Raw genomic sequence first — 14577 nt, 5'->3', positions numbered from 1 at the left:
GTGAAAGTCTATCCAGTGCGTCAAATACGGGGTGCCCACCCAAAAGATCACACCTTGAGGGTAGGATCCAGCCATGATCTTCGGCCTGCTCGCCTACCTGCTGTGGGGACTGTTCCCGGCGTTTTTCCCACTGCTGCTTCCGGCGGGTCCGGTGGAGATTCTGGCGCACCGTATCCTGTGGACCGCGGTGATCATGTCGGTGGTGCTCACGGTACTCAAGGGCTGGGGGCAGTTGCGGCGGGCCTCTCGGCGCACGTGGGGGCTGCTGGTCGCCGCCGGTGCGTTGATCTCCGCGAACTGGGGCATCTACGTCCTGGCGGTGAACACGGGGCATGTCGCCGACGCCGCGCTGGGCTATTTCATCAACCCGCTGCTATCGGTGCTGCTGGGTGTGGTGTTTCTCGGTGAGCGGCTCAACCGATACCAGACGGTGGCGGTGGTCATCGCGGCGGTCGGCGTTTTGCAGTTGACGTTCCTGTCCGGCCAGGCCCCGGTCATGGCACTGGGCATGGCGATCACCTTTGGCCTCTACGGCCTGGTGAAAAAGCAGGTGGCCGTCTCCCCGACCGTCTCGCTCACGGCGGAGACCCTGGTCATTGCCCCGCTGGCGCTGATCTACCTGCTGCTTATCGACGGCACCTTCCTCACCGAAGGCCCCGCACACACGACGTTGCTCGTCCTGTCGGGATTGATCACCACGCTGCCGCTGCTGCTGTTCGGCATGGCCGCCAAGCGGCTGCCGCTGAGCACGATCGGCATGATCCAGTACCTGACGCCGACGATGCAGATGCTGTGGGCACTGTTTGTCACCCAGGAGTACCTCTCCCCCGCCCGCTGGGTCGGGTTCATCATCATCTGGATCGCCGTGGCGATCTACCTGGTTGATCTCACCCGGCGGTCTCGATCCAGAAGCGGCAGGTCGGCACCGACACCCCGTGGGAGAGACTGAACTCGTCGACGTGCCGGATGTTCTCCAGCACGCCCCCGCACTTCCGGATGACGCTTATCGACGCCGCGTTGTCCTCCCGGCAGCACATGAGCACCCGGTGCAGCCCGAGGGCGCGGGCTTCGGCCAGCACCTCACGTAGCGCGCGGGTGGCCAGGCCCCGGCCCCGCGCCGTGGGCCGCACTCCGTAGCCGATGTGCCCGAACAACTCCGCCAGGGCGTAGCGGTTGAGGGTGTGGCGCAGCTGGATCGCGCCGACATACTCACCGTCCTCGAGCATCCAGTAGTTCGTGGCGGGGACACTCCCCTCGGGTACGAATTCGGAGTTGAGGGCGTCGACCCAGCGGGCGAAGTCGGCGGGGTCGTTCAGGTCCAGTCCGTAGCGGCGTGCCAGGTGGATGGCGGCACCGTCCTGATGCTCACCACCCCACTCTTTCGCGGCCGCCAGCCAGGATGAGTGAAGATCAGCGGTAGGTGCGATCAAATGCATGGCCGCAGCCTACGGCACTTCCACCGGTCGCACGCCGAAGCGACCCCACGCGGCGTCCTCCGGCAGCGCCTCGATGGTGGCGATCTCTTCCCGCTCGGACAGTGTGCGTAGTACTTCGCCGTTGTCGCGGATGACGGCGGCGTCGATAAGCTCCGGCGTAGGAACATTGCCGACACCCTGCAACGATGCCCCGATGCGGTCGAGTTCGCGCTGGAACACGTCCGCGCGATCCTCCCCCGTGACCGGCTCGGGCAGCGGGAACGGAGCCGCCAGGGCCACGACCATGGCGTTGACGCGCTCGGTCCCGGCCAGCACCTCACCTGCCTCCTCAGGCGTCAGGCTCTCCGCGAAGGTAGCGAGGGCGTAGACGGGTTGGTCGTCGGGGGCGTCGAGAAGCGTCTTTTCGGCGCGATCGGAGTAGTCGAGGAAGCTTTCCCCGGACTCGGTGCCCAGCATGTCGCCCTGCGGTGGGACGGGCTTGTGCGTGGCGTCGTCAAGGAAGCCGAGGATGAGCACGCCTAAGAGCCCCACGACAGCCAGGGCCCCGAGACTACGGCGGCCGGTCATGCGCGGATCACCTCCAGGGCGTGCGCCAGATCATCGGGGTAGGGGGCCTCGATCTCCATGTACTTGCCGGTGCCGGGGTGCTGGAAGCCCAGGCGCACGGCGTGCAGCCACTGGCGGATCAGTCCGAGGTGCTCGGACAACGCGGGATCCGAACCGTACATGGGGTCTCCGACACAGGGGTGCCCGATGGCTGACATGTGGACGCGGATCTGGTGGGTGCGGCCCGTCTCCAGGTTGACTTCCAGCAGCGTGGCCTCGCGGAAGGCCTCGATCGTCTCGTAGTGGGTGACCGCCGGCTTACCCTCGGTGGTCACGGCGAAACGCCAGCCCGCGGAGGGGTGCCTCCCGATGGGGGCGTCGATGGTGCCGGTGAAGGGATCCGGATGCCCCTGCACAAGGGCGTGGTAGACCTTGCTCACGGTGCGGTCGCGGAAGGCATTCTTCAACACGGTGTAGGCGCGCTCCGAGGCGGCGACGACCATGACCCCGGAGGTGCCCACATCCAGCCGCTGCACGATTCCCTTGCGCTCGGGCGGGCCGGAAGTGGAGATGCGAAAACCCGCGGCTGCCAGGCCCCCGACGACCGTGGGCCCCTCCCAACCGACGGTCGGATGCGCGGCGACGCCGACGGGCTTGTGCACGGCGATGATGTCATTGTCGGAATAGAGAATGTCCATCCCCTCGATGAGCTCCTCCTTCGGAGTCAGATCGGGGGCGGCCGGCAGCGTCACCTCCAACCAGGAGCCGTCGTGGAGGCGGTCGGACTTGGTTACGGCGGCGCCGTCGACAAGCACGTCACCTGCGGTGGCCAGATCGGCGGCGACGGTGCGCGAGATACCGAGGAGCTTGGACAGGGCGGCATCAACACGCATGCCGGCCAGGCCCTCGGGGACGGGTAGGGTGCGGATCTCGCGGCTCATCGCTTCCGCTCCTCAATAAACATCGCGATGATGAACACGGCCACGCCGATAGTGATCGCCGCATCCGCAATGTTGAACACCGCGAAGCTGCCCACCGAGATGAAGTCCACGACGTGCCCGAACCAGAATCCCGGCTCACGGAAGAGACGGTCGATGAGGTTGCCCAGCGCACCACCGGCGATGAGAGCCAGGCCGAGTGCCTGCCCCCGGTCACGGATGCGTGGCGCGGCGATGGCGATACCGATGACAAACGCCAGCTGAATGGTGGTGAACAGCCAGGTCGAATTCTCCCCCATGGAAAACGCCGCGCCGGGATTGAAAAGGAGGAAGAAGCGGAACCAGTCTCCGATCACCGGTACCGGCACCCCCGGTTCCAGCCAGGCGAGCATGACGGCCTTGGTCACCTGATCAATGGCCGCCACCACGAGGATGATCACCGCCATGAAGGCGACGTTGCGCTGTGTCGGTCTCGAGGTTCGGGTACTCACGCGGTCCATCATTCCCCACCACGGCCATGCGGGTCCACCCGGTGACCTGCCTGCGGTAGCGTTGACGGGGTGTTGTTCCGACATTTTCCCCGCGCCCTCGCCGCCGCCCTCACCGCCGCGGCGCTGACACTGACCGCCTGCGCCAGCGAGGACACTGGCCCGCAGACGGAGGCGGCCGTCGGTCTGCCTGTCGACGCCGCGCGTATCACCGTGGAGGATCCGGGCAGCGCCGATCGGGTGCTGGCCTATTCCACGGCTGGTGAGCAGTCGGTCACCGTCGAGGTGGCGGAGGGATTCAACCAGACCCTCATGCAGGCCGACGCCGTGGATGTCCAGGCCCCGGCAGGTGGCGATGTCACCCGCCTCACCCTGCCGATGGAGGGTGACACCACCGCTGCCGCTGATCCCGCGGAAGGCGAGCGGGACGCCACCCGCGATGTCTCCTTCACCCTGGGCCGCCCCTCCCCCGACAACCTGGAGTTGGCCGAGGACGTCCACTCGGCGGAAGGCTTCCGCGTCGGCTGGCGCGCGGACGATGACGGGCAGGTTTCCACCGTCCGCCTCGCCGCCCCCACGGCGGCCACCGACGACGGGCGGGCACTGGTCGAGCAGGCCCTGATGAAGCTGCTCAGTCTGCCGGTCATCTTCCCCGAGGTGGCCCTCGGCGAGGGTGCGACCTGGTCGGTGGATACCCGCGTCACCGGCGACTCGACCCTGCTGCAGACCGCGACGTACACCATCACCAGTATCGACGGCGATCGCGTGCTTCTCGACGTCGCCGTGCAGCAGCGCCCCTCCCTCGGCGCGCTGACCATGGAGGACGGGGAAACCCTCAACGTCCTCAACTCCAACACCACGAGCGAAGGCTCGCTCACCGTCGACCTTGGCAACCCGTTGCCGGTCGACGGCCGGGTCTCCTACACCACCCGCGTCGTCTACGGCGGCGCCGATTCCGATGTCCGCGTCGTCCAGGATTCGACGACCTCGCTGGCATTCAGTTAGGAACCAATCATGGCTTCCCCCCACCACATCAAACTCGACGGCGTGAGCTTCACCTACCCGGGTGGTACCCGGCGGGTGCTCACCGATATCACTTTTGCCGTGCCTTCCGAGAAGGTCACGGGCCTGATCGGGGAGAACGGTTCCGGCAAGTCGACGCTGTTGCAACTGGTCGCCGGTTCCCTAGAGCCGGACGTCGGTTTCGTCACGACGCCGCCGACCACCGGGTTCATCGAGCAGGAAACGCAGCTGCCTTTCACCTCTCCGGCTTCGGCCCTGATTGATGCTGCGGTGGCGGAGTTGCGCGACGTCGAGAAGCAGATCGGTGAGATCTCCGAGAAGATGGCGGAAGACCCGGACGCTTACGCGGAGGCTTTCGACGCGGCCCTGGCGATGGCCGAGCAGGCTGGCGTGTGGGAGCTGGACTCCCGTATCGCGACGGTGCTCGCGGGCCTCGGCCTGGCAAATGTCCCCCTGGAGACGACGCTGGGCGATATGTCCGGTGGCCAGCGTCGCCGCTTCACCCTGGCAGCACTCCTGCTGCGCCCGGTGGATGCGATGGTGCTCGATGAGCCCACCAACCACCTCGACGATGACGGCGTGGACTTCCTCATCCGCGAACTGGCGGAGTTCACCGGCCCGGTACTCGTGGCCAGCCACGACCGCTACTTTTTGGACCAGGCCGCCGATTCCCTCGTCGACCTTGACCCGGGACTCGGCCATGAGGGTGGCGGCGGGGAGGAAACCCGCCAGGGGCAGGTCTTCACCGGTTCTTTCACCGACTATCTCGAATGGCGCGAGGACACCCGCCGACGATGGGAGGAACTTTACGTCGCACAGGAGCATGAACGGGTGCGCCTGGAGAAGGCTGCTGATCAGACGGCGGAGGACGTCTTCCACAAGCAGACGTCGAAATCGGAGTCACGCATCTCCGACAAGTTTTACGCCGACCGCGCGGCCAAGACCGTGGGCAACCGCCTGCGCTCGGCCCGCAACCGCCTCGAAGCCCTGGAGCGCGATGAGCTGCCGAAGCCGCCGGCCCGCCTGAAGTTCCACGGCATCCCCGAGCACACCTCCGCTTCTTTGGGTGAGCCCGCGGTGTATGCCAAGGAGATCTGGGTGGGTGATCGGCTGGGCCCGCTGAGCATCAAGATCAACCCCGGCGAGCACTGGCTCATCGAAGGCCCGAACGGGGCGGGCAAATCGACGTTCCTCAAGGTGGTGGAGGGTAAATGGCAGATCACCGCGGGCGAGCTGCGCATCCCGGAGGATGTCGTCATCGGCCGTCTCAGCCAGGATGATGAGTGGATCGACCTGGGTAAGACTGCGGAGGAGATCTTCGCGGAGAAGGTGCCGCCGACATCCCCGTCACTGGTGGACATGGGGCTGATGAACGAGGAGACCGCCGCCCGCCCCCTGGGTGAGCTGTCGCTGGGTCAGCGCCGCCGTGTGTCGCTGGGCATCATCCTGGCGTCACCGCCGGACATCCTGCTTCTCGACGAACCCACCAACCACCTCTCCCTCGCCCTCGCGGAGGAACTCGAGGAGGCGTTGACGACATTCCCGGGCACGGTGCTTATGGCCACCCATGACCGGTGGATCCGCCGTCGCTGGGCGGTGCGTACCGACGGCCGCGGCCAGGTGCTCTCCCTGCCGGGCCGCCGGGACGACTAGTTACTGGACCGGGGCCTCTTCAGCCGGGGCTTCCTCGATAGGGGCCTCCTCGGCCGGGGCCGGGTTGAACTCGTGGCACATGGCCGGGACCTGCTCCGGTGCAACCGTGTTGGTGATCAGGGTGCAGGCCCAGGACTGGGACAGCTTCCAGGTGTCATCCTCGTAGATGAACTCGACGTTCTCGGCCGGCTGGGCCTCAGAGTCCGGGAGGGTGAAGTTGACCGAGGCCAGCACGGAATCCGGGGTATAGCCCGGCAGCACCGGGTTGACCACCTGGAACTGGGCGCCCGACTCAGCCTGGGAGTTGGCCATGACCTCGAAGAGCTCCGGCGCGTTCTCGCCGCCCTGGACGGTGTTGACCTTCTCCTCCAGCGGGACGTTCGGGTCGGTGGCCTTGGTGAGGATGGCGTTGAGGTCATCGGCGCTGGGCAGCGCCGGGGCGGCCGCCGCCTCGGTGGTTTCCGTGGTGGTGGCGGCGGTGGTCTCGGTGGTGGTGCCGTTGTTGTCGCCGTCCCCGTCGCCACAGGCGGTCAGGGCCAGTGCTGCTCCGAGTGCGGCGGTGATGGCGGTCATCTTGGTCAGCTTCACGGGAAAGAACTCTCCTGTAGTGGGGGCGTATCTGGATTGATGGTACACGTGTGGGGGATGTGACAACAGCTGTTGTGGCACGCTGGAGCCATGACCCGTATCGCGTTGCTCACTACCGGCGGCACCATCGCCTGCACCACCGATGATTCCGGTGCTCTCCGCCCCACGATCAGTGGACGCCAGCTTATCGACGCCGTCTCCGAACACATCACCGCCGACGTCACCGTCCGCGATCTCACCCTCCTCGATTCTTCAGCGATCACCCTCGGGGAGCTCGACGGCCTGATCGCCGCGGTCCATGAGACCCTCGCCGACCCTGCGATCGATGCCGTGGTGGTCACCCACGGTACGGATTCGATGGAGGACACCGCTTTCGCCCTCGACTGTTTCCACACCGATGAGCGCCCGGTCGTGCTCACCGGCGCGCAGCGTTCCTTCGATCACCGCGAGTCCGACGGCCCCGGCAACCTCATCGACGCGCTGCGCCTGGCCGCCGATCCGCTGACCCGTCGCCAGGGCGTACTCATCGCCTTCGGCGGCTGGACCATCCCGGCGCGCGGCGCGGTGAAACGCCACACCAGCGAACTCGATGCCTTCATCTCCACCGTGCCCCGCGAGGTCCGCCGTCCGGCCGGCATGCCGGTCGCTTCCCTGGAGGGGACGAAAGTTCCGGTGCTCGCCGCGTGGCCCGGCGCGGATCGTTTACTTATCGACGCCGCCGTCACCGCCAGCGCCCACGGCATCGTGGTGGAGGCTTTGGGTTCCGGCAACATCGGCCCCGAGATGGGCGCCGGTGTCGCCGACGCCCTGGATGCTGGTATTCCGGTGGTCATCACCTCCCGTGTGCCATCTGGGAAGGTCTCTTTGTCTTATGGCGGTTCCGGTGGCGGCGCGACGCTCTCGGAGCGTGGCGCGCTGAGCTCTCAGCATCTGCGGGCTGGGCAGGCGCGCATGGCGCTCATCGTGGCACTGGCGACCGGTAGCGACGTCGCTGAGCTGCTAATTTAAGCCCTCTACCCCCGCTTTTCACCCCCAATGTCGGGGGTGTGTTCTAGGGTCATTTTCGAACACACAGACGACAGGATGAGAGGGGGTGAACACCATGTCCCAGCCGGCATCGTGGGCGGTAGAGAATCCGCACAGTGAGTACTCGGCGGCGCGCCGCGCGTTAGTGGAGGCGGAGTACGCGTTGTGGCGCACGCTGCACCCGCTGGCAGACGTTGACTCGGAGCAGGACTGGACCGTGGTGTGCACCCAGATCCAGCGGGACACCACCTTCACCAAGGGGCTTGTCACGCGTCGTTTCCTCTCTCTCGACACGCTGGAGAAGTTGCCACGGCTCAAGGCTCTCATCGGCGAGACCTGGATCATCGACCTGCACATGCTGGGTGTCATCGCCAAGGCCGCGGCTGGCGCACCGATTGCCCTGCAGGATGACCCGTATTTCTGGCGCTGCCTCGACGAAGACCTCATGGAGCGCTTCACTCCCTCCCGCCCGCAGCAGCTGTTGCCCAGCGTCAGGGCGGTCACTTCCACCGTCACCAACACCATCCGCAGCGTAGAGGAAGCCGCGGCCCCCGATCCGGATCCGTGGGGGAAAGAGGAGGAGCCGGAGGAAGAAGGCCCTGTCCCGTGCGATGACCCGGCCGAATTCCTCCGCCACCTGCCCCCGGCGAGTGAGGATGACACTTCCGCAACCTTGTTCACAGAGACGCTGGAGGACGGGCGGATGAACTTCTCCCTCACCGTCGATCAGGTCACGGGCACGCTCATCTCTGACACGCTCGCCCAGATTGCCAGCTCGAAGGAGACTTCCCAGGCGAAGGCCATGGTGATGCAGCTGGTGGAGCCGACGAACATCAAGGTGAACACACTGCTGTACAAGGCCAGCGATGTTGACGGTGCCCCTGTCTACCACCCCACCACCGGCGTCCTCACCGAGAAGTCTGCGGCGCTGCTGGAAGAGATGACCTCCCGCATCCTCGACATGGATGCGGCAGCGGACGCACAGACCCCGGCCCACGATATGACCTTCCGCATCCGAGCCTTCGTGTTGGGCCGCGACTGGGGATGCCGCTGGCCCGGCTGCACCCGCCCGGCCCAGCACCTCGACGGTGATCATCGGATCAACTACGAGGATGGTGGACCCACCCGCCCGGACAATTTGGTGATGTTATGCAGACACCATCACAACCGGAAGACGGACCAGCAGGCCACCTACCTGCTCGATCCGGTGACCGGTGATGTGTACTGGCACTTCCCCGACGGCACCTACGCGGTGGATCTCGCGGAGGGCCCGCTGGCTCCCCGGCAGAAGAACTGGGTGACCACCTACGCGCAGCGTAAGGAGCGGGCCCGCCAGTATGCGGCGGACCGGGCCGCGGTGGAAAAGTTCGAGGAGTACGAAAAGGCGAACCGGCCGCGGCCGGCGCCGGAACCCCGCCCGCCGCGCGAACCGATCATCGGGCGGAAGAAGCCCGCGGGAGAAGACGATGATCCCCCACCCTTTTAGAAATCCTGCTCTGCCAGCCACTCCTCCCAAGCCAGGCTGTCGAGCGGATCAGCTGGGACCAGCTCGGGATCATCAACATCGAAGGTGTGGGTGCGGCCCGGGCCGGTGGCGCGGGTCTCGAAGCGGACGGACACAATCCCGTGCCCGGTGCCCTGCACCCAACCGTGGCCGAACTCCGGGTGGTACACGTCCTGGGTTGCCTTCCAGCCCGTCTGGTCTTCCTGAGCGACCTCCACGACGGGTTCCGCAACATGGTCACTAACACCGGTTTCGAAATCATCATCCGTCGCAGCCACCACCACCTGCTGGTCCAGTTCCGGGAAGAGCACGTCCTGGCGGGCGGTCTCCAGGCCGGAATACCCGACGCCCACCAGGCGGATCGGCCCCACCTGGTCGGGGTAGCGGGCCAGCCGGAAGGCCATGGCCTGCAACGTCTCCAGGTTGTCGGTGGCATAGGGCAGGGTCAGGGAGCGGGATTCGATCCGGAAATCCGCCATCTTGAGTTTGACGGTGATGGTGCGGGAGCCGCGGCCGTCGATAAGCAGGCGACGGTGGGCGGCTTCCGCGGCGCGGGTGATGGCGGCGTCGACCTCCGGGTGGGTCGTCAGGTCGCGGGGATAGGTGTACTCGGCGGAGATGGATTTGGCCTCGGCGCGGGGTTCCACGGGCCGTTCATCGATGCCGTGGGCGAGCTGCCACAGGGCCGGGCCGATGGTGGTTCCCAGGGAAATCTCCACCTCCCGGAGGCTCAGCGCGGCGAGATCCCCGATGGTTGTCACCCCGATTTGTGCGAGCTTGGCCTCTGTGACAGGACCCACTCCCCACAATTCGTTGACGGGCATGGGGTGGAGGATCTCCAGCTGTCTGTCGCCGGGGATGATGAACGTCCCGTCGGGTTTCGCACGCCCGGAACCGATCTTGGCGAATTGTTTGCCCGTGCCCGCCCCGATGGAGGAGGGCAGTCCAGTTTCCTCCCGGATGAGGCGGCGCAGCTCATCGGCCCATTCCTGTACTTCGGCAGGGGTGGCGCCGATGAGTTCCTCGGGCTCCATGAAGGCCTCATCGATGGAGAGTTGCTCGACCACCGCGACGCGGGAGGCGATGAGCTGGAAGACCCGACGCGAGGCGGCGGCGTAGACGGGGCGCCGCGGGGCGACGAGTACGGCGGAAAAGCCGACGAGCCGTGCGGCCTGGTGGGTGGGCATGGCGGAGCGGGCGCCGAACTTCCGGGCCTCATAACTGGCGCCGGCAACCACTCCCCTGCCTGACACGCCCGCCACCAGCACCGGGCGGCCGCGGAGTGTGGGGCGCGTCAGCTGCTCGACGGAGGCGTAGAACGCATCCATGTCGATGTGGAGTACCCAGCGTGTCATGGGCGCCTCAGGGCCACCGCGGCCACGACCAGCACGATGCCGATGACCTCGGGCACCGACAGCCACTGCCCCAGCACCACGGCTCCGAGTACCGCGGCGACCACCGGCAACAACGCCTGCAGCAGCGCGAAGTAGGCGGAACCGGCCATCCGCATGACCACTTGGTCGAGGGTGTACGGGATGACGGCAGACAGGACACCCAGTCCGAGTGCGAGTCCCAACAAGGTCGTTGCAGGCTTATCGACGCCCGCCGGCCACCACCACACCATGAAAGGCAAGGCCAGCACGGCGGCCATGGTGAAACCAGTGGTCATGGACGTGCGCGGAGTGCTCGTGGCGATGCGCGTTCCGATGAGGATGTACACCGCCCACAGGCCACCGGCCAGCAGGGCGAATCCGAGGCCGACAGCCGCGGTGGACCACACCGCCCCGGAGATGACCACGACACCGAGGGTGGCCAGGCCCAGTGCGGCCCAGTCACGGAGCGAGCGGGAGCCCAGCGCGGCGACGAGCACGGGCCCGAGGAACTCCACCGCCACGGCTGTGCCCAGGGGCAGGCGGGCGATGGACTCGTAGAAGGCCATGTTCATGCCCATCGTTGCCAAGCCGTATACCAGGGCCGGCACGCTGCGGAAATCCTGCAGACGTGGGCGGACCAGCACCAACAGGATGACGGCTGCCGCGGATATGCGGAACCAGGCGACGATGGCGGGCGGTAGGACGTCGAAAAGCCCGACCGCCACGGCGGCTCCCGCGTACAGGCTCACGCCTGACGCGATCATCACCGCCGGGGCACGAAGGTTCATCAACGCTTGACGACGTTCGCCTTCACGCCCTTGACCACATCATGTGCCTCGCCGAGGTCCTCGGTGGTGACGTCCAGCTCCAGGGCCAGGACCTCGCCGGCGATGAGCTCACGGTGACGCTGCGCCCACTCCAGCTTGTCCTCCGGGACGGACAGGCGGACGTTGATGCGGTCGGAGACCTCCAGGCCGGTGGCCTTGCGGGCATCCTGCAGGCCGCGGATGACATCGGCTGCCCAGCCCTCGGCCTCCAGCTCCTCGGTGACCTCCATGTCGAGGACGACGAGGCCGTCGAGGCCGTCGATACGCGCGGTGGACTCCGGGTTCGCGGCGACCAGACGCTCGGTATACTCCTCCGGCTGCAGCTCGATACCGTCGGCGACGACCGCGTCGCCGACACGTTCGTAGTTTCCGGCCTTGACGGCCTTGATGACGCGCTGGACGTCCTTGCCCAGGCGCGGGCCGGCCGCGCGGGCGTTGACGACCACCTCAAAGGTGCCCACCGAATCGACATCCGAGGTCAGCTCGATGTCCTTGACGTTGACCTCGTCGCGGATGATCGCGGCGAAAGGCTCCAGCTGGCCAGAATCCGGCAGCGCGACGGTGAGCTGCGGCAACGGCAGACGGTTGCGCAGCTTGTGGGCCTTGCGCACCGAGGAGGCAGCCGAGCAGACACCGCGGGTGGCGTCCATGGCGGCAACCAGGTCGGCGTCAGCCGGGATGTCGGCGGCTTCCGGGAAATCGGCCAGGTGGACGGAACGCTCGCCGGTCAGGCCCCGCCAGATGACCTCGGAGGTCATCGGCAGCAGCGGCGCGGTGACGCGGGTGAGCACCTCCAGCACGGTGTAGAGGGTGTTGAATGCCTCCGGGTGCTCGTCGTCACCAGCCCAGAAACGGTCGCGGGAACGTCGCACGTACCAGTTGGTCAGGGCATCGGCGAACTGGCGGACAGCGTCGGTGGCGTCGGCGATGTCGGTGTTGTCCAGGGAAACACGGACGGTGCCCACCAGGTCGTGCAGCTTCGCCAGGATGTAGCGGTCGAGCACGTCCTCGGAGTCGACGGACCAGGTAGCCGGCTTCGAGGAGTACAGCTGCAGGAAGGAGTAGGCGTTCCAGATCGGCAGCAGCGCCTGGCGCACGCCATCGCGGATACCCTGCTCGGTGACGATGAGGTTGCCGCCACGCAGGATCGGCGAGGACATGAGGAACCAGCGCATGGCGTCGGAGCCGTCGCGGTCGAAGACCTCGTTGACGTTCGGGTAGTTGCCCTTGGACTTGGACATCTTCTGGCCGTCGTCGCCAAGCACGATGCCGTGGGCGACGACCTTCTTGAACGCCGGACGGTCGAACAGCGCCACGGACAGGACGTGCAGCAGGTAGAACCAGCCGCGGGTCTGGCCGATGTACTCGACGATGAAGTCCGCCGGGTTGTGGTCCTCGAAGAACTCCTTGTTCTCGAAGGGGTAGTGGAACTGCGCGAAAGGCATGGAGCCGGAGTCGAACCACACGTCGAGGACGTCCGGGACACGCCGCATGGTGGACTGGCCCGTCGGATCGTCCGGGTTGGGGCGGGTGAGCTCGTCGATGTAGGGGCGGTGCAGGGAGGTCGGGCGCACGCCGAAGTCGGCCTCCAGCTCGTCGAGGGAGCCGTAGACGTCGACACGCGGGTACTCGTCGTTGTCGGAGACCCACACCGGGATCGGCGAGCCCCAGTAGCGGGAACGGGAGATGTTCCAGTCGCGGGCGTTTTCCAGCCACTTGCCGAACTGGCCGTCGCGCACGTGCTCCGGCAGCCAGGTGATCTCCTCGCGGTTGATCTCCACCATGCGGTCGCGGATCTCGGTGACGCGCACAAACCAGGACGGCAGCGCCATGTAGATCAGAGGCTGCCCGGAACGCCAGGAGTGCGGGTAGGAGTGCTCGATGGTCTGGTGACGCAGGACGCGGCCGCGCTCCTTGAGATCACGGATGATGTCCTTGTTCGCATCGAAGACCAGCTGGCCTTCGTACTCCGGGACCTGGGAGGTGAACTTGCCGTCCATGTCGACGGGGATGACCACACCGATGCCGTACTTCTTGCAGGACTCCATATCGTCCTCACCGAAGGCCGGGGCCTGGTGGACGATACCGGTGCCGTCCTCGACGGTGACATAGTCGGCGAGGATGATCTGGAAGGCGTTGTCCTCATCCGCGAAGTAGTCGAACATCGGCTGGTACTGGAGCCCCTCCAGGGAGGCGCCGGACAGCTTCTCTACGACCTCGTGCTCACCGAATTCCTTCGCCAGCGTGCCCACCAGCGGTTCGGCCATGAGGTAGACACCGTTGTCGGCGCGAACCAGGGCGTAGTCGACGTCCGGGTGGACGGCGAGCGCCAGGTTCGAGGGCAGGGTCCAGGGGGTAGTGGTCCAGGCGAGGGCAGCGGCGTCGGCCAGCAGGGGCTGGGCGGCCAGGGTCTTTTCCGCGGCCGAACCGGCGACGGCACCGGTCACCGGGAAGGTGACGGTCAGCGCCGGATCCTGGCGCATCTTGTAGGAGTCATCGAGGCGGGTCTCCTGATTGGACAGCGGGGTGTGCTCGGCCCAGGAGTAGGGCAGGACGCGGAAGCCCTGGTAGATCAGGCCCTTGTCGTAGAGCTGCTTGAAGGCCCAGATGACGGACTCCATGTACCCCGGGTCCATCGTCTTGTAGCCGTTGTCGAAGTCCACCCAGCGGGCCTGGCGGGTGACATACTCCTCCCACTCATTGGCGTAGCGGAGCACACTCTCGGCGCAGTACTCATTGAACTTTGCCAGACCCATGTCCTCGATCTGACCCTTATCGGTGATGCCGAGCTGCTTCTCTGCCTCCAGCTCCGCCGGCAGGCCGTGGGTGTCCCAACCGAAGACGCGGGGCACGTGATGGCCGGTCATGGTGCGGAAACGCGGGATGATGTCCTTGACGTAGCCGGTGAGCAGGTGGCCGTAGTGCGGCAGGCCGTTGGCGAAGGGCGGGCCGTCGTAGAAGACGTACTCCTTGGACCCCTCGCGCTGGTCGAGCGAGGCCTGGAACGTGCCGTCCTGCTTCCAGTAGTCGAGGACGATCTGCTCCATGTCGGGGAAACGGGAGGAACCGCCGGTCATGTCCACCTTGGGGTAGACGCCACCGACGGCGGTCTTCTTCTGCTCGGACATTTTTTCCTTCACTCACGAGTTACGGTTGCGACTGCAGGGACGCATCA

The 14577-nt window shown here is 66.4% G+C and carries 13 protein-coding genes; 5 read left to right on the top strand and 8 right to left on the bottom strand.

Annotated features, from left to right (window positions below):
* Positions 1 to 73 precede the first annotated feature (73 nt).
* Positions 74 to 949 carry an EamA family transporter RarD gene (rarD, locus tag Q4G50_RS02455; protein WP_303376054.1) on the top strand — a complete coding sequence of 292 codons (876 nt, stop codon included), beginning with the start codon at positions 74 to 76 and terminating at the stop codon, positions 947 to 949.
* Here the strand turns inward: rarD and Q4G50_RS02450 are convergent.
* From Q4G50_RS02450 to lspA, 4 genes are read right to left on the bottom strand one after another with little or no spacing between them, the layout of a single operon-like run.
* Positions 888 to 1436, bottom strand: a complete 549-nt coding sequence (locus tag Q4G50_RS02450; protein ID WP_303376053.1) for a GNAT family N-acetyltransferase — start codon at positions 1434 to 1436, stop codon at positions 888 to 890. The genes rarD and Q4G50_RS02450 overlap by 62 nt on opposite strands.
* Before the next feature lie 9 nt (positions 1437 to 1445).
* Positions 1446 to 2003 carry a hypothetical protein gene (locus tag Q4G50_RS02445; RefSeq protein ID WP_303376052.1) on the bottom strand — a complete coding sequence of 186 codons (558 nt, stop codon included), beginning with the start codon at positions 2001 to 2003 and terminating at the stop codon, positions 1446 to 1448.
* Complete coding sequence (locus Q4G50_RS02440; RefSeq protein WP_303376051.1) at positions 2000 to 2923, bottom strand: RluA family pseudouridine synthase; 924 nt, start codon at positions 2921 to 2923, stop codon at positions 2000 to 2002. The genes Q4G50_RS02445 and Q4G50_RS02440 overlap by 4 nt, the downstream gene beginning before the upstream one ends.
* Positions 2920 to 3420 carry a signal peptidase II gene (lspA, locus tag Q4G50_RS02435; RefSeq protein ID WP_303376120.1) on the bottom strand — a complete coding sequence of 167 codons (501 nt, stop codon included), beginning with the start codon at positions 3418 to 3420 and terminating at the stop codon, positions 2920 to 2922. The genes Q4G50_RS02440 and lspA overlap by 4 nt, the downstream gene beginning before the upstream one ends.
* A gap of 60 nt (positions 3421 to 3480) precedes the next feature.
* Between lspA and Q4G50_RS02430 the strand changes: the two genes are divergently transcribed.
* Both Q4G50_RS02430 and Q4G50_RS02425 read left to right on the top strand, forming a co-directional pair.
* Complete coding sequence (locus Q4G50_RS02430; protein ID WP_303376050.1) at positions 3481 to 4413, top strand: hypothetical protein; 933 nt, start codon at positions 3481 to 3483, stop codon at positions 4411 to 4413.
* A 9-nt stretch (positions 4414 to 4422) separates the two neighbouring features.
* Positions 4423 to 6084, top strand: coding sequence for an ABC-F family ATP-binding cassette domain-containing protein (locus Q4G50_RS02425; RefSeq protein ID WP_303376049.1), 1662 nt, complete (start codon positions 4423 to 4425; stop codon positions 6082 to 6084).
* On the opposite strand, the gene Q4G50_RS02420 is transcribed toward Q4G50_RS02425, so the two are convergent.
* A complete protein-coding gene (locus Q4G50_RS02420; protein WP_303376048.1) occupies positions 6085 to 6672 on the bottom strand; it encodes a hypothetical protein in 588 nt (195 codons plus the stop codon).
* 90 nt (positions 6673 to 6762) lie between these two features.
* Here Q4G50_RS02420 and Q4G50_RS02415 point away from each other — a divergent pair, with 90 nt between their 5' ends.
* Positions 6763 to 7680, top strand: a complete 918-nt coding sequence (locus Q4G50_RS02415; RefSeq protein ID WP_303376047.1) for an asparaginase — start codon at positions 6763 to 6765, stop codon at positions 7678 to 7680.
* 94 nt (positions 7681 to 7774) lie between these two features.
* Complete coding sequence (locus Q4G50_RS02410; RefSeq protein WP_303376119.1) at positions 7775 to 9184, top strand: HNH endonuclease signature motif containing protein; 1410 nt, start codon at positions 7775 to 7777, stop codon at positions 9182 to 9184.
* Here the strand turns inward: Q4G50_RS02410 and Q4G50_RS02405 are convergent.
* From Q4G50_RS02405 to ileS, 3 genes are read right to left on the bottom strand one after another with little or no spacing between them, the layout of a single operon-like run.
* A complete protein-coding gene (locus tag Q4G50_RS02405; protein ID WP_303376046.1) occupies positions 9181 to 10557 on the bottom strand; it encodes a DNA polymerase IV in 1377 nt (458 codons plus the stop codon). The two genes, Q4G50_RS02410 and Q4G50_RS02405, sit on opposite strands and share 4 nt — an antisense overlap.
* Entirely contained in the window at positions 10554 to 11363 is an 810-nt protein-coding gene (locus Q4G50_RS02400) for a DMT family transporter (protein WP_303376045.1), read from the bottom strand. The genes Q4G50_RS02405 and Q4G50_RS02400 overlap by 4 nt, the downstream gene beginning before the upstream one ends.
* Complete coding sequence (ileS, locus tag Q4G50_RS02395; RefSeq protein ID WP_303376044.1) at positions 11363 to 14530, bottom strand: isoleucine--tRNA ligase; 3168 nt, start codon at positions 14528 to 14530, stop codon at positions 11363 to 11365. Before ileS ends, Q4G50_RS02400 begins: the two co-directional genes overlap by 1 nt.
* Positions 14531 to 14577: the final 47 nt, after the last annotated feature.

This window comes from Corynebacterium sp., assembly GCF_030538285.1.
GTDB lineage: Bacteria > Actinomycetota > Actinomycetes > Mycobacteriales > Mycobacteriaceae > Corynebacterium.
The sequence above is the reverse complement of the archived record's forward strand: the minus strand, read 5'-3'. Positions and strand labels throughout refer to the sequence as shown.

Coding starts and splice junctions, on each gene's coding strand:
- ileS (WP_303376044.1), bottom strand. CDS start 14,530: ATGTCCGAGCAGAAGAAGACCGCCGTCGGTGGCGTCTACCCCAAGGTG.
- Q4G50_RS02440 (WP_303376051.1), bottom strand. CDS start 2,923: ATGAGCCGCGAGATCCGCACCCTACCCGTCCCCGAGGGCCTGGCCGGC.
- Q4G50_RS02445 (WP_303376052.1), bottom strand. CDS start 2,003: ATGACCGGCCGCCGTAGTCTCGGGGCCCTGGCTGTCGTGGGGCTCTTA.
- Q4G50_RS02400 (WP_303376045.1), bottom strand. CDS start 11,363: ATGAACCTTCGTGCCCCGGCGGTGATGATCGCGTCAGGCGTGAGCCTG.
- Q4G50_RS02415 (WP_303376047.1), top strand. CDS start 6,763: ATGACCCGTATCGCGTTGCTCACTACCGGCGGCACCATCGCCTGCACC.
- rarD (WP_303376054.1), top strand. CDS start 74: ATGATCTTCGGCCTGCTCGCCTACCTGCTGTGGGGACTGTTCCCGGCG.
- lspA (WP_303376120.1), bottom strand. CDS start 3,420: ATGGACCGCGTGAGTACCCGAACCTCGAGACCGACACAGCGCAACGTC.
- Q4G50_RS02410 (WP_303376119.1), top strand. CDS start 7,775: ATGTCCCAGCCGGCATCGTGGGCGGTAGAGAATCCGCACAGTGAGTAC.
- Q4G50_RS02450 (WP_303376053.1), bottom strand. CDS start 1,436: ATGCATTTGATCGCACCTACCGCTGATCTTCACTCATCCTGGCTGGCG.
- Q4G50_RS02425 (WP_303376049.1), top strand. CDS start 4,423: ATGGCTTCCCCCCACCACATCAAACTCGACGGCGTGAGCTTCACCTAC.
- Q4G50_RS02405 (WP_303376046.1), bottom strand. CDS start 10,557: ATGACACGCTGGGTACTCCACATCGACATGGATGCGTTCTACGCCTCC.